A 17,593-nucleotide genomic window follows, 5' to 3' on the forward strand; every position below is an offset into this window, starting at 1 on the left:
GCCCTGGCCCTGCAGCAACCGGGGGATCTGCCCCTGCGGCGGCGATCGGTCCAGGCGACCGGAGGCGGCGACCGGCGCGAGCCTGAACCCTGGGATGACAGGCCCGAGCGGGGTGACGGGCCTGCTCAGCAGCAACCGACCTCGTGGTACGCCGGACCCGAGCGCTCCCCCCAGGACCCACCTCCCACCCTCTCGGTGCCCTTCCGGATCCTGCGCACGGGCCGTGGTGGAGCACCGGCCTCAGCCCCCGCAGGGGCCACCGCAACGGCCACCCCAGCCCAGGGCGACGCCAAGGGCTGGGAGACACCCCCCAGCGACGACTGGTGATGCGGAGTCCCTGGCAGCCCAGCGGCCGGGGATGCCTAAAGTCGGGAGCAGTGTTTCGAGCTGAGGCTCCAGCCTGTGAGCGACTCCGCCAGCCCCGCGCCGAATCCCGCCAAGGTCAAGCCACCGGCTCCGGAGGACAAGCCCTTCGCCGAATTCATCCCTCAGCTGTTTCTGCCGGCTCTGCTCAAAGCCATCGAGGCCTTCGGGGGGGCCGCCCCGCAGCTGAGCTTCGAGCAGGGGCCGATGCCGGTGGTGGCCAGCCCCTGCTGGCAGGTGATCGGAACCTTCCCCGGGGGCCGACGCTTCTGGCTCTGTTTCACCGAGCCGACCATCAGCTCCGCCAAGACCATCACCCTGGCGGAGGGGGGCAGTGAACCCAGCCTGCTGGAGTCGTTTCTGATCGACGAGAAAAAAACGACCCTGGCCCTGCTGATCTCGAGGGTGGTCTCCAGGCTCAACAGCCAGAAGTGGCTGGGCCCCAACTGAGCGGCCAGCCCCGGCTGAGCGGCGGTTCCAACCGCAACGACCTGTCCGCGGACGCTTCACATCCAGGCCGGGTAGGCGGAAAGCCCACCTACGATGGTCGGAACACTCCACTGTTCTGCCCGCATGGTGCCCCCCGTCGCTGCGCCCACCGCTACCCGTGGCACCAACGCCGCTGAAGCCAAGGCCTTCAAGGAGCCGGTGAAGGACACGATCCTCACACCGCGTTTCTACACCACGGATTTCGAGGCGATGGCCGCCATGGATCTGCGGCCCAACGAGCAGGAGCTCGAAGCGATCTGCGAGGAGTTCCGCAAGGACTACAACCGCCACCACTTCGTGCGCAACGAGGAATTCGAGGGTGCTGCGGACAAGCTTGATCCCGAAACCCGCAAGGTGTTCGTGGAGTTTCTGGAGCAGAGCTGCACCTCGGAGTTTTCGGGCTTCCTTCTGTACAAGGAACTGAGCCGCCGCATCAAGGAGAAGAATCCGCTGCTGGCCGAGTGCTTTGCCCACATGGCCCGGGATGAGGCCCGCCATGCCGGCTTCCTGAACAAGGCCATGGGTGATTTCGGCCTGCAACTGGATCTGGGCTTCCTCACCGCCAACAAGGCCTACACCTTCTTCAAGCCGAAGTTCATCTTTTACGCCACCTATCTTTCCGAGAAGATCGGCTACTGGCGTTACATCGCCATCTACCATCACCTGGAGAAGCATCCAGAGAGCAAGATCTTCCCGATCTTCAACTTCTTCGAGAACTGGTGCCAGGACGAGAACCGCCACGGGGACTTCTTCGATGCCCTCATGAAGGCCCAGCCCGACACCGTCCGGGGTCTGCAGGCCCGGCTGTGGTGCCGCTTCTTCCTGCTGGCGGTGTTCGCCACCATGTACGTGCGCGACGTGGCCCGCAAGGAGTTCTACGAGGCACTCGGCCTGGATGCCCGTGAGTACGACAAGATGGTGATCGCCAAGACCAACGAAACCTCGGCCCGCGTGTTCCCGGTGGTGCTCAATGTGGATCATCCCAAGTTCTACACGCGTCTGGAGCGCATCGTCACCAACAATGCCGCCCTCAGTGACGCCGAGGCCAGCGGCGGCCCTGCCCCGATCAAGGCTCTGCGCAAGCTTCCCTACTGGATGGCCAATGGTCTGGAGATGGCCAAGCTGTTCCTGATGGCACCGATCCGCAGCGAGGAGTTCCAGCCGGCCGTGCGTTGAGGATCGGTCTGGCTAGCCTGACGGTCCTCTCTGAATCGTCTTGCTCGCCACTCCCACCCCTTCACTCACGGGCGACAGCCTCGACCAACGCTGGCGTGAGCGGCTCGAAGCCGTGCTGGCTGCAGGCACCGCAGCCGGCGCCAGCCTGGTGGAGGTGTTCCTGGAGAGCACCGACCACATCGGTCTGCTGGCAGAGCAGGAGCGGATCACCAACGTCAGTCCGGCCTTCGGCCGTGGGGCTGGCCTGCGGGTCTTCCTGGGCGAGCGGGATGGCTTCGTGTCCACCAACGATCTGAGCGAGGCCGGCCTGCTGCAGGCCCTGGATCAGGCTCTGGGAATGCTGGGCCTCACGCGCAGCACCCTCGGCGCCCACGGCTTCGCCGGCCTGGCTTTCCTGCATGACCACGGGGCCAGCAAGGAGAGCTGGTTGCAGCGCTGCCCCGGCCTGGATGAGTCCACCGCCCGGCTGCTGGAGGCCACGGCCCTGCTCAATCGCCACGGGGATCACCTCCAGGCACGTCGCGGCAGCTATGCCCGCGACTGGCAGGAGGTGCTGGTGGCCGCCAGTGACGGCACCTTCGCCCGCGACATCCGGCTGCACCAGTCGGTGGGCATCAACGCCCTGGCCTCCGACGGCGACCACCGCGCCAGCCTGGGACGCCGCTACGGCAGCTCCGGCCGACCGGATGATCTGCGCCAGTGGGATGCGGAGGCCTCGGCGATCGATCTCTGCGGCAGCGCCCGCGCGATGCTCTACGCCGACTACGTGGAGGCAGGCAACTATCCCGTGGTGCTGGCCAATCGCTTCGGCGGGGTGATTTTCCATGAAGCCTGCGGGCACCTGCTGGAAACCACCCAGGTGGAGCGCGGCACCACTCCCTTCGCCGAGAAGGTGGGTGAAAGGATCGCCCATGAGGCCGTCACGGCCGTGGATGAAGGCCTCAGCGATGGCGCCTTCGGCAGTCTGTCGATGGACGACGAGGGGATGGAACCCCAGCGCACGGTGCTGATCGAGAACGGTGTGCTGCAGCGCTTCATCTCCGACCGCGCCGGGGAACTGCGCACCGGCCACGCCCGCACGGGAAGCGGCCGCCGCCAGAGCCATGCCTTCGCCGCGGCCAGCCGCATGCGCAACACCTTCATCGCCGCAGGTCCCCACACCCCCGAGCAGCTGATCGGCTCGGTGGACCGGGGCCTGTACTGCAAGTCGATGGGGGGCGGCAGTGTGGGACCCACCGGCCAGTTCAACTTCGCCGTGGAAGAGGGTTACCTGATCGAGGACGGCCAGCTCACCAAACCCGTGAAAGGGGCCACGCTGATCGGCGAGGCCAGGGAGGTGATGCCGCGCATCTCGATGTGCGCGAATGATCTGGAGCTGGCCGCCGGCTTCTGCGGCTCGGTGAGCGGCAGCATCTTCGTGACCGTGGGCCAGCCCCACATCAAGGTCGACACCATCACCGTGGGGGGCCGCTGATCATGGCCAGCTCCACAAGCCTCCACGCCAGCGATCTGGCCGAGCAGCTGCAGACCCTGGCCACGGAGCTGGGGGTGGCCCGCTGGGACCTGGGCGCCGCCTGCAGCACCGACACCTCGGTGCAGGTGGACCGCGGGGACGCCAAGCAGCTCAAGGGCGCCCAGCGCAGCTCGATCACGGTGCGGGCCTGGAACGCCGATGGGCTGGTGGGCATCACCAGCACCTCCGACCTCTCGCCTGCGGGCCTGGCCCGCGCCCTGGCCGGTGCCCGGGATGCCAGTGCCTACGGCAACCCCGATGACACCCCCGGCTTCTCCCCCCTGGCCACCGCGCCCCTGGCCCAGCTGGAGCAGCCCCTGAGTGAACCCCGGGCCATCCTCGAGCTGCTGGAGACCCTCAAGCAGGCCGAAGCGGAGCTGCTGAGCCGCCATCCGGCGATCAGCACCGTTCCCTACAACGGATTGGCCCAGCGCAGCAGCCAGCGGATCTACCTCAACAGTGAGGGGGCCTGCCGCGAGCAGCAGCTGAGCACCGCCAGCCTCTACCTCTACGCCCGCGCCGAGGAAACCGGCCGCAAGCCCCGCAGCAGCGGGGCCGTGCGCCTGGCCTATGGCGCCGGGGAGCTGGATGTGGCCGGCTGCATCGAGGAGGCGGCCGAGCGCACGATCCAGCATCTCGACTACGCCCCGATCGCCACCGGCCGCTACACCTGCGTGTTCAGCCCGGAGGCCTTCCTTGATCTGATCGGCGCCTTCAGCAGCCTGTTCAATGCCCGGGCCGTGCTCGATGGCGTGAGCCTCAGCCAGCGCGAGTCGCTTGGCAGCCAGCTGGCGGTGCCGTTCCTCTCGATCCACGACAACGGGCTGCACCCGGGCAACATCGGTGCCGCCAGCTTCGACGGCGAAGGCACACCCGTGGCGCGCCTGCCGCTCGTGGAGGGCGGAGTGCTGCGCCACTTCCTGCACTCGGAAGCCACGGCCCGCGCCTTCGGCGTGGCCCCCACCGGCCACGCCGGACTGGGCGCCAAGGTGTCGGTGGGGCCCCACTGGTTCGAGATCGGTCCGGCCGGCAGCTCCGATGAGCAGACCGGGGCCCGGGGCCTCGATCGTTTCAGTCAGGATGGGATCGTCTGGATCGATTCGCTCTCCGCGCTCCATGCGGGCGTGAAGGCGAGCCAGGGCTCGTTCTCCCTGCCCTTCGACGGCTGGTTGATCCAGGGCGGTGAAGCCCGCTCGATCGAAGCCGCCACCGTCGCCGGCGACATCCGCCAGGTGCTGAAGCGCCTGGTGGGCTTCGAGGGTGAGGCCAAGGTCACCCCCGATGGCGTCTGCCCGCTGGTGTGGGTCGAGGGGCTCTCGATCACCGGTGACGCCTGAAGCGGACACCCAGCGGAGCCGGCGATGAAGATCCTGTTCTGGGGCACCCCGGCCTACGCGGTGCCCAGTCTCGAGGCGCTGGTGGCGGCGGGCCATGAACTGGTGGGGGTGGTGAGCCAGCCCGACCGCCGCCGGGGGCGCGGCGCGGCCCTGATGCCCTCGGCGGTGAAGGCCCGGGCCCTGGAGCTGGGGGTGCCGGTGTTCACGCCGGAACGGATCCGGCGGGAACCGGAGCTGCAGGCGGAGCTGGCGGCACTGGGCGCGGACGTCTCGGTGGTGGTGGCCTTCGGGCAGCTGCTGCCGAAGGAGGTGCTGGCCCAGCCGCCCCTGGGCTGCTGGAACGGCCATGGCTCACTGCTGCCCCGCTGGCGCGGTGCTGCCCCGATCCAGTGGTGCCTGATCGAAGGCGACGCCGAGACCGGCGTGGGGATCATGGCGATGGAGGAGGGCCTCGACACGGGGCCGGTGCTGCTGGAGCGGCGCCTCGCGATCGGGTTGCTGGAGACCGCGGCCCAGCTGGGCGAACGCCTGAGCCGGCTCACCGCCGAGCTGCTGGTGGAGGCGATGCCTATGATCGCTGCGGCAGGCCCCGGCCCTGAAGCCGACCGCTGGCGGCGACTTGGTCTGCATCCCCAGCCGCAGGAGGGCCTCACCCATGCCCGCCTGCTGCAGAAGGACGACTACGCGATCCGCTGGAACACCCCGGCCCTGGCCATCCACCGGCGGGTGATGGGACTGCATCCCGGCGCGCACACCAGCTGGCGAGGCAAGCGGCTCAAGCTGCTGGCCACCGAACCCCTGGTGCGGCGGCTGGCCGATCAGCTCAGTCCCGAGGGGGCCGCCCTGACCCAGCGCTGGGGGCAGCCGGCCGACCCGACAGGGTCGGTGGGTGGCACGGTGCTGGAGGCCGCGGAAGGCGTCGGTCTTGTGGTGGCCACCGGCGGCTGCCCGCTGCTGCTCCGCGAGGCGCAACTGGAGGGCAAGCGCGCCATGTCCGGAGACGCCCTGATGCAGCAACTGGGTGCCCGGGCTGGGGAACGGCTGGGCTGCTGATGGGGCCGACCGCTGCCCGTTGCTCAGCGAGGGCGTGAGTTGTCGTCGACCACTCCGGCTGTCGGTTTCGGCAGGCGCTCAATGGCCATCAGGCCGACAAGTCCTGGTTGCTCAATCCGGCTCGTTCAGCAAGTGCTGCTTGGCCTGCTCCAGCGTGACTCGCGACTCTTCGCTGACTTCTGGGTAGCTGAGGTCCAGGGAGTCCAGGGTCTGGATGATGGCGGCCGCCACCACGATGCGAGTGAACCACTTGTTGTCGGCTGGCACCACATACCAGGGACATGCCTTGGTCGCGGTATTTTGAATGGTGTCTTCGTAGGCTTTCATGTAGTCGTCCCAGAAGGTACGCTCCTTGATGTCATTGGCCGAAAACTTCCAGTTCTTCTCAGGGTTTTCAAGGCGTTCCAGGAATCGTTTCTTCTGCTCCTTTCTGGACACGTGCAGAAAGAACTTTCGGATCACCATGCCATTGTTGGTGAGGTATTGCTCGTAGTGACGAATGTCACGGAAGCGATCTTTCCAGATGCCCTTGCCCATCAGTTGCTCGGGCAGGGTCTGCTTGTGCAGAAACTCAGGGTGCACCCGCACAACAAGGGTCTCCTCGTAGTAGCTGCGGTTGAAGATCCCGATCCGGCCGCGCTCGGGCAGGGCGATGTTGGAGCGCCAGAGGAAGTCGTGATCAAGGGCCACGGCCGAAGGTGCCTTGAAGCTGGTCACCTGGCAGCCCTGGGGGTTGACCCCGCTCATCACATGTTTGATGGTGCCATCCTTGCCGGCGGCATCCATGGCCTGGAAGATCAGCAGCAGGGCCCAGCGGTCCTGGGCATAGAGAAGATCCTGAAACCCGGCCAGTAGTTCCACGCCAAGGGCCAAGGCCTCCTTGGCTCGTGGCTTGTCTTCCTGTCCGAAATCGAGAGTATCGCCAGGATCAACATCCTTGAGCCGGAAGGACTCTCCGTCTTCGATGCGGAAGGGCTTGGCGAACTCCTTGGCGCGCTTGATCAGCTCCTTTTGGCTTTTATCCATGAGCCATGAATGCCAGCTTTCTCAATTTTCAATCTATTGGAGATGTGGCACGGCATCGATGAAGCGGTCACAAAAATTCTGTTCACTTTCTGGCTTGATCTCCATCGCCAGATGTCTCCGGCTCTTCCACTGTCACCGGCGTCGTTCCATGTCCTTTCTCATGGCTACTGGCCTGTCGATCCGGATTTCTCGGCCAACTGCTGCGTGAGCGCCTCAAGGGCCTGAGGCACGCTCCCGAAGGTGCCCATGCTCAGCCTGTCGGTACCCAGACCGAAGCGGTGCAGCTCATCGACCATCGCCCGGGAGTTCGTCACCAACGCGAGACAGATTGCGCGCCGAACGAGCAGATCGCGCAGCTCGAGCAGGGCCTTGGCCGCCGAATAGTCCACATCATCAATCCCGGAGGCATCCACCACCAGGCCCTGGATGCCCGCATCCGGCTGACTGGCCAGGGCCAGCACCTCCTGGCTGAAGCGATTGGCATTGGCATAGAAGAGGTTGGCCTCGAAGCGATAGGCCAGGATCCCTGGAGCGGCGAGCACGCCCGTAGCCACAGGAACGGTGTGCAGCCCTGTTCCGTCAGGGCGTGGAGTCCAGAGACAGGTGCGCGGCCGGTAGGTGTGACGCACCTGCTCGATCAGCGACAGCACGACCGCCAGGCTGATGCCGGGCATGACCCCCACCTGGGCGACGGTGATCACGGTGGCCAGAGCGATCACGAACTCGTTGCGCTGCAGGCGCCACAACTCTCCGAGGCCCTCCCAGTCGATCAGTTTCACTCCGATCAGGAAGACGATCGTGGAGAGAACGGCGGCCGGCAGCAGAGCGAGCGGTCCGGTGAAGAACAGCAGCACCAGCAGCACGACCAGGGCGGCACTGAGATGGGCGAACTGGCTGCGGCCGCCCGCCGCATCCACCATTTCCGTTTTCGTGGGACTGCCGTTCACCACAAACGTGCCGCTCAGGCCCGCCGCCAGATTGGCGCCGGCCAGGCCGAGGAGATCCACGTTTTCCTGGCTGCGTTCCTGATAGCGCTGGGCGTAGGCACGGGCCGTGGCGGAGCTCTGGGCCAGGATCACGACGAAACAGGAGGCGGCGCTGACCATCACGGCGTTCCACTGGGGGGCCTCCACGACGGGAATCCCCAGATGGGGCAAGCCTCCTGGAACGGGTCCCACCACATCCAGCCCCCGGCCGGGGAAATCCAGCAGCCTGCTGAGAAGGATGGAGCCCGCCACGGCGATCAGGGCACCGGGGAGCCTGCGGTTGAGGCGGCGGCAGCCCACGATCACCCCCAGGACCCCAAGGGCCACCAGAAGATGGTCGATCCGACTCTGGCCCAGTCGCATGACGGCGGAGTGGATCTGCTGCGCCACGCCCACCCCCTCCTTCGGCAGACCCAGCAACCCCGGAAGTTCCCCTGCCGCCACCTGCACGCCGATGCCCGAAAGCAGCCCGATCAAGGCGCTGCGGGAGAGGAAATCCGCCAGGAAACCAAGCCGGAGGATGGCTGCCAGCAGCAGAAACCCAGCCACAAGAACGGCCGCCGCCATGGTGAGTTCCACATAGGGCTCAGAGCCCGGAGCTGCCACACCACCCAGGGTGGCCACCAGGATCGCCGCGGTGGCGGAGTCCGCCGCCACCACCAGATGCCGCGAGGCCCCGAGCAGCGCGAAGACCAGCATGGGCAGGAGCATGGTGTAGAGCCCTGTCACCACCGGGGTGTGGGAGATGCGGGTGTAGCCCATCACCTCCGGAATCGCCAGGGCGGCCAGGGTGATCCCGGCCAGCACGTCGGCGAAGATCCCCCGTCCGGGCAGGGGCCACAGTCCTGCCGGGCGGGGCAGTCGGTGCAGCAGGGCTCTCACGGGTTGGTGGCTGTGGTGGGATCAGAGCCGTGATCGGTTCGGTGAAACCGAAGGGCAAGGCACTTCTGGATAACGGCCACCAGCAGGGCGGTGCTCCAGCCCGCCATCAGGATGCCGACCAAGGCCTCCAGCGAAGCGAGCAGACGGAAGGGAAGGTCGAGGGTGATGTCTCCGTAGCCGAGCGATGCGAAAGTGACGCTGGAGAAATAGAGAGCCTCTTCCACAGGCAAGATGGCACCCTGCTGCAGGTAAAGTGCCGCCCAGGAGAGAATCTCCACGAACATGGCCAGGAATGTCACCATCGCAGTGCCCGCAATCAGCGTGATGCGTCCCAGCGGAGTGCGTGAAGCCCAGGCCATCAGACTGTGACTTTCGTAGCTCACAACGACCAGCACGGTCACCGCCAGGTGAATGGCCGTACAGCACAGGCTCATGACCAGGGCCAGCAGGAGCTGCCTGAGAACTTGGGGAGACTGGTCCTCAGCTTGCCGCAGCAGTGAGTCCAGCGGGAGTGGCTCGACAGGGGTGGCGGCTTGCCCATGGCCCGCGCCAAGAACGTGACCGATAAAGGGCCCCAGGATCACGGCAAGCATGATCACGGCAGCAAGGATACGACTACGGGAAGGCATCCGAACAGGACGGTCCAACTGAGGTAGGCGGGGCTTCAAGAGGCTGAGGTCAGCGGGGCATGGCCAGCGAGTGCTGCAGGGCGATAGGGGCATTGAATCCCAAGTCCCGATCGGCTCCTATCGGCTCTGGAGATGACTCGCATGGGTTGAAATTTACTCCATGAGTAACTGCCTAGAGCCTGTCATCCGGAGTTTTCCCAGGCTGAACTATCTGGTCTTCATCGATCGCCGACAGGACGCATGGCGGCCTTCTCTCGAGTTCAATTGCCGCTCAGGGAAATTGAGACAGAATTGTTAACTATTGCAAAGCTCCCTTGTCACATCGACATGGATTTCTATGCTTAATTTGCCTGTCCGTCTGTTTGGATTTATCTTCACACGCTCGACCCTGTCATCTGTGCGCTCCACCAGCCAACCATCATCCTTCTTGTCACCACGATGAGCGCACTGATCAGCTATTCCAAGATTCTTGAGATCGTCGGTGATATTATCCGGGTTGAGGTGTCCTCGGGCGGCGATGGTGGGGCGACCACGCCGCGCTTCAGTGATCTGGCTGTGCTGCAGAACGCCGACGGAAGCTCGTCGCTCGCCCAGGTGATCGATCTCAAGCAGAGTTCAGTGGCTCTGCAGGTGTTCCGGGGCACCAAGGGTGTCTCCACCAATTCTCAGGTGCGCTTTCTCGGGCACCCGATGACGGCCACCTATTCAGGCAACATCCTCGGCCGGGTGTTTCGCGGCACGGGCGAGCCCATCGACGGGGGCCCCGATCTGTCCCAGGACCCGCGGGTGGCGATCGGTGGGCCGTCGGTGAATCCCATGTGCCGCATCCTCGCCTCCAAGATGATCCGCACGAATGTGCCGATGATCGACATCTACAACTGTCTGGTGGAGAGCCAGAAAATTCCGATCTTCTCGGTTTCCGGTGAGCCGTTCAACCCTTTTCTTGCCCGCATCGGCATTCAGGCGGATGCGGATGTGGTGGTGTTCGGTGGATTGGGTCTGATCTTCGACGATTACTACGCCTTCCGCAAGACCTTCGAGGAAGCCGGCGTGTTCCCGCGAACGGTGATGTTCGTGAATCTCGCCTCCGATCCGATCGTGGAGCGGATCCTCATTCCCGACATGGCCCTGGCGGTGGCCGAGAAGTTTGCCGTGGAAGAGGGCAAGCGAGTGCTCGTGCTCCTCAGCGACATGACCTCCTTTGCCGACGGTCTCAAGGAGATCAGCATCGCCATGGATCAGGTGCCTGCCAACCGAGGCTATCCGGGTGATCTCTACTCCCAGCTGGCCCGCCGTTATGAGAAGGCCGCCGACTATGCCAAGGGAGGTTCCGTCACGATCCTCACCGTGACCACGATGCCCGGGGATGATGTGACCCACCCGGTTCCCGACAACACGGGCTACATCACCGAGGGACAATTCTACCTTCATGATGGCATGATCGACCCTTTCGGGTCGCTTTCCCGGCTCAAGCAGAATGTGATCGGCAAGGTGACCCGCGAGGATCACAGCCAGATCATGAACACCACGATCCGCTTGTATGCGGGGGCCAGGGATGCCCAGCAGAAGCAGGCCATGGCCTTCGAGCTCTCCGACTACGACCGCAAGCTGATCCGCTTCGGGGATCTCTTCCGTCAGCGCTTCATGGACATCAACGTGGACCTGCCCCTGGAGGCCGCGCTGGATCTCGCCTGGCAGACCCTCGCCGAGTGCTTTGAACCCCAGGAACTGCTGATGAAGCAGGAGCTGATCGACAAGTACTTTCCCGAGCCAGCCGTCACATGAGCCGACTCCCCCTCACCAAGGCGTCGCTGAGCCGGCAGAAAGGTCTGCTGAAGACCTATCACGACGTGCTGCCGTCGCTGGATCTCAAGCGCCGCCAGCTGGGGGCGGAGCGCGAGGCTGCACGGCGGCAACTGGAGCAGGCGCGGGCCCGGGCCGCCGAGATCACTGCGGAGGTGGGCAAGTCCTGCCCGATGCTGGCCCATGAGCGCATCGACCTCTCGGGTCTGGTGACCATTGCGGCCGTCCACCAGGTGCAGGAAAATCTGATGGGCACCCGGCTGCCGAAGCTGGAGCGGATCGACTTCCGCGTGGCCGACTACGGCCTGCTCACCCGCCCCTTCTGGGTGGATGCGGTGGTGGAGTGGCTGCAGGAGGCGATGCGCAACCAGCTGCAGCTGCAGGTGGCCGAGCACCGGCTGGAGTTGCTGCGGCAGGCCGAGCGCAAGGTGACCCAGCGGTTCAACCTCTTCGACAAGGTGCTGATTCCAGGAACCCGTCGCAAGATCAAGACGATCTCGATCTATCTGGCGGACGCGGAGCGCGCCGGTGTGGTGAATTCGAAGATCGCCAAGCGCAAGAAGCAGCATTCATCCGCCGAGGCGTCATGACGATCATTCCCCTCGCCAAGGTGACCCTGCTGGGACTTTCCGCCGACCGCGAGCAACTGCTCGATGGTCTGCAGAGCCTGGGCTGCCTGCATCTGATCCCGCTCGCCTCGGTCAGCGATGAGGAGAGTTTCGTGCTGTCGCGGCCCAGCGAGGATGCCCGTCAGGCCCTCCGCTACCTCAATGATGTCCGCCGCCGCCGCCATCAGACGCGGGTGGATGCCGACTTCGATTTCGAGCGCATCGTGGCCGAGGCCCTGGCCAACCGCCGGCAGAAGCAGCTGGCCGAGGATCGGGTGCTGGCGCTCAAAAAGCGCCTGGAGGAGCTCAGGCCCTGGGGAGACTTCGACCTGCCCGCCCTCGACGCTCTGGGGGGCATGCGCCTCTGGTTCTACCGCGTGCCCCATCCCAAGGCCGCTGCCTTCCGTCAGTCGCTCGGCACTCTGGGTGTTCCCTGGCAGCGGCTGTACGAAAGTGCCCGTAACGCCTATTACGTCCTGATCGCCGAGGAGGAGCCCGACCCTGCTCGTCTGCCGGTGCCACGGTCCCATCTAGGGGCCCAGTCCCACCGGGATGTGCAGCGCGAGCTCGATGTCGCGCGAACGGCCCTGGAGGATGTGGAGGCGGACCATGAATCGCTGAGCCGCTGGGCCTTTCTGCTCTCCAAGCACCTCAGCCAGGCCGAGGATGCCCAGGCCCGGGAGCAGGCCAGCGGCATGGCGCTCGACGACAGCACGCTCGTGCAACTCCAGGGCTGGGTTCCACGGCCTCTTCTCCCCCGCCTGGATGCCCTGGCTTCTCAGCTGGGTCTGGCCTACCTGGCGGATGTGCCTGAGCCGAAGGACAATCCACCGACCCTGATGCGCAATCCCTCCTCCCTCAGCGGCGGGCAGGATCTGGTGACGTTCTATGAGACTCCCGCCTACCGCGACTGGGATCCCTCGATCGTCGTCTTCTTCTCGTTCGCGTTCTTCTTTGCGATGATCATGGCCGACGCCGGCTATGCCCTGGTGCTCGGGCTTGTGGTGGGCCTGAAGTGGAAGGCGATGGGACGCTCGCCCGGCGGACGCCACTTCCGCATCCTCGCGGCTTTCGGACTGGTGATGGGGCTGGTGTACGGAATCCTGGCCGGAAGCTATTTCGGTGTGGAACCCCCGGCCGGCTCCTTCCTGGCGCAGCTCAAGCTGCTGGATCTCAATGATTTTGCGGCGATGATGAAACTTTCCCTGGTGGTGGGCTGTGCTCACCTGCTGCTCGCCAATGGCGTGGTGGCCCTGCGGGGACAATCTCTGGCCCAGAAGGCACCACCGATCGGCTGGATGGCGGTGATTCTCGGGGGGCTGACGCTGTATCTCGGCAACGCCGTACCGCCCTTCCTCCATCTGGGCCTGGGCCTGATCGCCGGTGGGCTGCTCACCGTTCTTCTGCTCAGCAGTGAACGTCGTATCAGCCATCCGGCTGATCTGGTGCTGCGCCTGCTCGACGGCCTGGGAGCTCTCACGCGCATCTCGAGCCTGTTCGGGGATGTGATGAGCTACCTGCGGCTCTTCGCTCTCGGTCTGGCGAGTGCATCCCTGGCCATCACCTTCAATCAGCTCGCTGGGCAGGTGTCACGATCCGGCCTGGCGCTGGGCGTGCCGATCGCCCTGCTGATCCTGGTGCTGGGCCATGGCATCAATCTCCTGCTGGCCATCATCAGCGGATTCGTGCACGGCCTCCGGTTGAACTACATCGAGTTCTTCAACTGGGGGCTGTCCGGGGACGGTGTTCCCTTCAGGCCTTTCATCAAAAAGGAGCTTGCCTCTTGAACGACCATTACTCTCTGCTTGCGCTCGGCTGGATCGGGATCTACGCACCGGTGGCACTCGGAGCCATCGGTGCGGCGATCGGCTGCACCATTGCCGGTCAGGCCGCGATCGGCGCGATGATGGAAGTCAACAGCGGTTACGGGCGTTTCGTCGGCCTCTCCGCCCTTCCCTCCTCGATGTCGATCTACGGCATCGTGGTGATGTTCATCCTCAACAGGCCCGTGCTCCCGATCAATGCCGGGGCCCTGTTCGGGCTGGGGGTGCTCTCCGGGCTCGCCTTCCTGCTGGCGGCCATCTATCAGGGCCTCTGCTGTGCCTCGGCCATCTCCGGATCGAAGTCGAAGCCGGAGATCTTCGGTCTGGCCCTGGCGCCCGCCGCGATCGTGGAAGGTTTCGCCGTGTTCGCCTTTGTCTTCGCCCTGGTGGCTGCCGGCGGCATTCCCAGCAAGTGATCCCGGGTCCGTGAGTCACGTCGCGATCCGCTGTCCCCTTCCCTCCGCTCTGCCGTTCGATGCCCAAGTCCCGAACCGACCGTGACGACACCCCGGCTCAGGTGGCAGCCGGAGTCGACGAACTGATCGCCCGGCTGCGCAATCAGGGGGTGGCCGCCGGCCGGACCCAGGCCGACCAGCTGGTGTCCGAGGCCCGGGCCGAGGCCCAGCGCACCCTTGATCAGGCCCGGCAGCAGGCCGAGCAGATCCTGCAGGAAGCGCGCCAGGAGGCGGAAACCCTGGAAACCTCCGGCAAGCAGGCGTTGGAGCTGGCCCTGCGGGATGCGGTTCTGACGCTGAAATCCCAGCTGATGGAGCGTTTCCGGGGTGAGGTTCGCCAGCTGGTGGGTGAAGAGCAGCAGAAGCAGGAGATCCTCGAGAAGATGATCCTGGAGGTGGTGGGTCGCGTGCGTGCGGAGGCCGATCGCTCCGAGCACACCGAGGTGATCCTGCCGCGCCACATCGTCGGCCTGGAGGAGCTGAGCCAGAACCCCCAGGAGCTCGAAAACGGAGTGCTCACCCGTTTCGTTCAGCTCGTCTCCCGCGGCATGCTGCGCGAGGGGGTGAGCTTCGGCGTCGCCTCCGACCGGCAGACGGGCTTGCGCCTGCGGTTGGTGGATCGCGACGTGGTGCTCGATCTCAGTGACACGGCCGTGTCCGAGGCGATCCTCCAGCATCTCCAACCCCGTTTCCGGGCCCTGCTGGAGGGTGTCGTGAAATGAGCCTTCGCGTCACGGGCCCGCGCTACACGCTGCTGATGGCCAGCCTGCCGCCGCTGGGCGGCCTGTTCGAGGCCCGCTCACCGGCCATCTCGCTGCTGAAACTCCAGAGCCGGCTCACCCTCCTGCACCCGGACGACCAGCACACCCTGGAGTTGATGGAGGGTTTCCTCTCTCAGGCGGTGCGGGATGACGACAGCCTGGCGGGTCCGATCGATGCCCGTCTGCTGACGTCGGCACGCGGCTTTTTCGCGGAGGTGACGAACCCCACCCTGCGCCAGCTGGTGGCCCAGCGGCTCGATCAGCGCACGATCCTGGCGGCCCTGCGCCGGCGCCATCGCGGCGAGAGCGAGCCCCCCCGGGGCCAGCCCTGGGGCTTCGGGCCCTGGGTGACCACCATCGAACGCCGCTGGAAGGAGCCCGCCTTCGGACTCGAGGCGGTCTTTCCCTGGATTCCCGAGGTGAGCCGCCAACTCGAGGCCGGCGATCTGGTGACGCTTGAACGCACGCTCTTCGGGACGATCTGGAAGGATCTCGACCGCCTTGGCTTCGGCCACCTCTTCGACTTCGAGGCCGTGGTGATCTATGTGGCCCGCTGGGCTCTGGTGGATCGCTGGTCCCACTTCGACGCCCAGGCCGCCCAGGTGCGCTTCGCCGACCTCGTCAACGCCTCGCTGGAGGGGATCGCCATCGGGAGCGAAGAACCCTCCCCAACGGCAGTGCCAACAGCTTCACCTCGAGCTCCTGATCCCACCCTGCAACCTGCCCCCGCCAGCCGATGACCGACGCCACCTTCAACCCCGCCCGTGTGGTCGCCGTTCAGGACGACCTGGTGACCATCGCGATGGCCGACAGCGATCCCCGTCCGGTTCTCAAGAACGAGGTGATCTACATCCTTCCCACCCGCATGGATGGCGACCGGCAGGAGCGACTGAAGGCCGAGGTGCTGCGGGTGCACGGCACCACCGCCGACGCCCAGGTGTATGAGAGCACCAAGGGCGTGGGCGTGGGTGATCCGGTGGAGCAGACGGGGGAACTGCTCTCGGTCACCCTCGGCCCCGGCCTGCTCGGCCAGGTGTACGACGGACTGCAGAATCCGCTGGCCGGCCTGGCGGCGAGCTTCGGCACCTTCCTGCCCCGCGGTGCGACGGTGGCGCCGCTGGACCCCGAGCGGAAGTGGTCGTTCCAGTCCGCGGCCCGCATGGGCGATCGCCTCAAGGCCGGCGACGTGATCGGCACGGTGCAGGAGGGGCGGTTCACGCACAAGATCATGGTGCCCTTCGCCGAGCCGGGGGAGGTCACGCTCGAGTGGATCCAGCAGGGCAGCTTCACCGTCGACACGGCGGTCGCCCGCATCAAGGATGCCCAGGGCAACACCCGCTCCCTCACCCTCACGCAGGAGTGGCCGGTGCGCCGTCCTCTTCCCCAGGGCCTGCTGGAGCGCCGCGTATGTGAGCGGCTCTACCCGGAGGAGCCGATGATCACCACCCAGCGCATCGTCGACACCTTTCTGCCCATTGCACGAGGAGGCACCGGCTGCATTCCAGGCCCCTTCGGTGCGGGCAAGACGGTGCTGCAGAACATGATCTCGCGCCACTCCGACGTGGATGTGGTGATCGTGGTGGCCTGCGGGGAGCGGGCTGGCGAAGTGGTGGAAACCATCACCGAATTCCCCAAGCTCGCTGATCCGAAGACGGGTGGATCGCTGATGGACCGCACGATCATCATCTGCAACACCTCCTCGATGCCCGTGGCGGCCCGGGAGGCCTCGATCTACACCGGTCTCACCCTCGGCGAGTACTACCGCCAGATGGGCTTCAACGTGCTCCTGATTGCCGATTCCACCTCCCGCTGGGCCCAGGCAATGCGTGAAACCTCCGGCCGCCTCGAAGAAATCCCCGGGGAGGATGCCTTCCCGGCCTATCTCGACTCCTCGATCAAGAGTGTCTACGAACGGGCTGGCATCATCCGCACCAACGACGGCAGCATCGGCAGCCTCACCATGATCGGCACGGTGTCTCCGGCGGGTGGCAACTTCGAGGAACCGGTCACCCAGTCGACCCTCAGCACCGTGAAGGCCTTCCTGGGGCTGAGTGCGGAGCGGGCCTACAAGCGTTTCTATCCCGCCGTCGACATCCAGATCTCCTGGTCGCGCTACTTCGGCCAGCTCGAGAGCTGGTATTCCAAGCATGTCTCCCCCGATTGGGTGAAGCGGGTGAAGGCGATGAACGGCCTGTTGCGCCGCGGTGATGCGGTGAACCAGATGATTCAGGTCACCGGCGAGGAAGGTGTCACCAACGACGACTTTATTCTCTATCAGAAATCACTGTTTCTCGATATGGTCTACCTGCAGCAGGATTCCTTCGATGAGGTGGATTCCAGTTGTCCGATGGAGCGCCAGAAAGCCTCGTTCGACCTCGTCTGCGATCTTCTAGATCGCAACTACCACTTCAACGACAAGGCGTCAGTGCGTGATTTCTTCATCCGTCTCACCGGGTTGTTCAAGAATCTGAACTATGCCCCGGAAGGATCTCCCACCTATGCCAGCTATCTGCAGCAGATTCATGATCTCGCCGACGCACAGGAGAGCATGGCTGCTGCGGCAGCCTGATCCCACGGGTCTTGCAACTGAAGGCGGCCAGCAGCAGGCCGCCTTCATCAGCTCCGGCCCCGGGGCCGGCTTTCGCGCGAGAGCGGCTGGCTGCGGGGTGAGCCGCTGCGGGGCCCGCTG

At 65.4% G+C, this 17,593-nt stretch carries 15 protein-coding genes and 1 pseudogene; 13 read left to right on the forward strand and 3 right to left on the reverse strand.

Going from position 1 to position 17,593, the window contains the following annotated elements; genetic code table 11:
- From VB734_RS12655 to fmt, 6 genes and pseudogenes are all read left to right on the forward strand, one after another.
- Positions 1 to 327 (forward strand): annotated as a pseudogene (locus tag VB734_RS12655) (hypothetical protein); the annotation flags it as partial.
- 75 nt (positions 328 to 402) lie between these two features.
- Positions 403 to 813, forward strand: a complete 411-nt coding sequence (locus VB734_RS12660) for a DUF2996 domain-containing protein (RefSeq protein ID WP_197164929.1) — start codon at positions 403 to 405, stop codon at positions 811 to 813.
- A gap of 123 nt (positions 814 to 936) precedes the next feature.
- Positions 937 to 2,028: a magnesium-protoporphyrin IX monomethyl ester (oxidative) cyclase gene (acsF, locus tag VB734_RS12665; protein ID WP_322781418.1), complete on the forward strand. Its 1,092-nt coding sequence runs from the start codon at positions 937 to 939 to the stop codon at positions 2,026 to 2,028.
- 34 nt (positions 2,029 to 2,062) lie between these two features.
- On the forward strand, positions 2,063 to 3,502 hold the full coding sequence (locus VB734_RS12670; RefSeq protein WP_370594602.1) for a TldD/PmbA family protein: 1,440 nt from the start codon (positions 2,063 to 2,065) through the stop codon (positions 3,500 to 3,502).
- A gap of 2 nt (positions 3,503 to 3,504) precedes the next feature.
- Positions 3,505 to 4,878 carry a TldD/PmbA family protein gene (locus tag VB734_RS12675; RefSeq protein ID WP_322781417.1) on the forward strand — a complete coding sequence of 458 codons (1,374 nt, stop codon included), beginning with the start codon at positions 3,505 to 3,507 and terminating at the stop codon, positions 4,876 to 4,878.
- 24 nt (positions 4,879 to 4,902) lie between these two features.
- On the forward strand, positions 4,903 to 5,931 hold the full coding sequence (gene fmt / locus VB734_RS12680) for a methionyl-tRNA formyltransferase (RefSeq protein WP_322781416.1): 1,029 nt from the start codon (positions 4,903 to 4,905) through the stop codon (positions 5,929 to 5,931).
- Positions 5,932 to 6,042: 111 nt separating this feature from the next.
- Here the strand turns inward: fmt and VB734_RS12685 are convergent, their stop codons facing one another.
- The 3 genes from VB734_RS12685 to VB734_RS12695 all read right to left on the reverse strand — a co-directional run bounded on the left by VB734_RS12685 (position 6,043) and on the right by VB734_RS12695 (position 9,418).
- Complete coding sequence (locus VB734_RS12685; protein ID WP_322781415.1) at positions 6,043 to 6,957, reverse strand: polyphosphate kinase 2 family protein; 915 nt, start codon at positions 6,955 to 6,957, stop codon at positions 6,043 to 6,045.
- A 164-nt stretch (positions 6,958 to 7,121) separates the two neighbouring features.
- On the reverse strand, positions 7,122 to 8,825 hold the full coding sequence (locus VB734_RS12690) for a SulP family inorganic anion transporter (RefSeq protein ID WP_322781414.1): 1,704 nt from the start codon (positions 8,823 to 8,825) through the stop codon (positions 7,122 to 7,124).
- The gene (locus tag VB734_RS12695; RefSeq protein WP_322782659.1) at positions 8,822 to 9,418 is read right to left on the reverse strand and encodes a potassium channel family protein; all 597 of its coding nucleotides are present in this window, start codon (positions 9,416 to 9,418) and stop codon (positions 8,822 to 8,824) included. The genes VB734_RS12690 and VB734_RS12695 overlap by 4 nt, the downstream gene beginning before the upstream one ends.
- Positions 9,419 to 9,892: 474 nt before the next feature.
- Here VB734_RS12695 and VB734_RS12700 point away from each other — a divergent pair, with 474 nt between their 5' ends.
- From VB734_RS12700 to VB734_RS12730, 7 genes are read left to right on the forward strand one after another with little or no spacing between them, the layout of a single operon-like run.
- Complete coding sequence (locus tag VB734_RS12700) at positions 9,893 to 11,239, forward strand: V-type ATP synthase subunit B (RefSeq protein ID WP_322781413.1); 1,347 nt, start codon at positions 9,893 to 9,895, stop codon at positions 11,237 to 11,239.
- Positions 11,236 to 11,847, forward strand: coding sequence for a V-type ATP synthase subunit D (locus VB734_RS12705; protein ID WP_197164951.1), 612 nt, complete (start codon positions 11,236 to 11,238; stop codon positions 11,845 to 11,847). Before VB734_RS12700 ends, VB734_RS12705 begins: the two co-directional genes overlap by 4 nt.
- Positions 11,844 to 13,652, forward strand: a complete 1,809-nt coding sequence (locus tag VB734_RS12710) for a V-type ATP synthase subunit I (protein WP_197164953.1) — start codon at positions 11,844 to 11,846, stop codon at positions 13,650 to 13,652. The genes VB734_RS12705 and VB734_RS12710 overlap by 4 nt, the downstream gene beginning before the upstream one ends.
- A complete protein-coding gene (locus VB734_RS12715; protein ID WP_197164955.1) occupies positions 13,649 to 14,104 on the forward strand; it encodes an ATP synthase subunit C in 456 nt (151 codons plus the stop codon). The genes VB734_RS12710 and VB734_RS12715 overlap by 4 nt, the downstream gene beginning before the upstream one ends.
- Positions 14,105 to 14,163: 59 nt before the next feature.
- Complete coding sequence (locus VB734_RS12720) at positions 14,164 to 14,865, forward strand: hypothetical protein (RefSeq protein ID WP_231594794.1); 702 nt, start codon at positions 14,164 to 14,166, stop codon at positions 14,863 to 14,865.
- Positions 14,862 to 15,644 carry a DUF2764 family protein gene (locus VB734_RS12725; RefSeq protein ID WP_197164957.1) on the forward strand — a complete coding sequence of 261 codons (783 nt, stop codon included), beginning with the start codon at positions 14,862 to 14,864 and terminating at the stop codon, positions 15,642 to 15,644. The genes VB734_RS12720 and VB734_RS12725 overlap by 4 nt, the downstream gene beginning before the upstream one ends.
- Entirely contained in the window at positions 15,641 to 17,473 is a 1,833-nt protein-coding gene (locus VB734_RS12730) for a V-type ATP synthase subunit A (protein WP_322781412.1), read from the forward strand. Before VB734_RS12725 ends, VB734_RS12730 begins: the two co-directional genes overlap by 4 nt.
- Positions 17,474 to 17,593: the final 120 nt, after the last annotated feature.

The organism is Synechococcus sp. BA-124 BA4 (genome assembly GCF_034931165.1).

Excerpts from the sequence above, each read along its gene's own strand:
- acsF (WP_322781418.1), top strand. The coding sequence starts at position 937 with ATGGTGCCCCCCGTCGCTGCGCCCACCGCTACCCGTGGCACCAACGCC.
- VB734_RS12675 (WP_322781417.1), top strand. The coding sequence starts at position 3,505 with ATGGCCAGCTCCACAAGCCTCCACGCCAGCGATCTGGCCGAGCAGCTG.
- fmt (WP_322781416.1), top strand. The coding sequence starts at position 4,903 with ATGAAGATCCTGTTCTGGGGCACCCCGGCCTACGCGGTGCCCAGTCTC.
- VB734_RS12685 (WP_322781415.1), bottom strand. The coding sequence starts at position 6,957 with ATGGATAAAAGCCAAAAGGAGCTGATCAAGCGCGCCAAGGAGTTCGCC.
- VB734_RS12695 (WP_322782659.1), bottom strand. The coding sequence starts at position 9,418 with ATGCTTGCCGTGATCCTGGGGCCCTTTATCGGTCACGTTCTTGGCGCG.
- VB734_RS12700 (WP_322781413.1), top strand. The coding sequence starts at position 9,893 with ATGAGCGCACTGATCAGCTATTCCAAGATTCTTGAGATCGTCGGTGAT.
- VB734_RS12705 (WP_197164951.1), top strand. The coding sequence starts at position 11,236 with ATGAGCCGACTCCCCCTCACCAAGGCGTCGCTGAGCCGGCAGAAAGGT.
- VB734_RS12710 (WP_197164953.1), top strand. The coding sequence starts at position 11,844 with ATGACGATCATTCCCCTCGCCAAGGTGACCCTGCTGGGACTTTCCGCC.
- VB734_RS12720 (WP_231594794.1), top strand. The coding sequence starts at position 14,164 with ATGCCCAAGTCCCGAACCGACCGTGACGACACCCCGGCTCAGGTGGCA.
- VB734_RS12725 (WP_197164957.1), top strand. The coding sequence starts at position 14,862 with ATGAGCCTTCGCGTCACGGGCCCGCGCTACACGCTGCTGATGGCCAGC.
- VB734_RS12730 (WP_322781412.1), top strand. The coding sequence starts at position 15,641 with ATGACCGACGCCACCTTCAACCCCGCCCGTGTGGTCGCCGTTCAGGAC.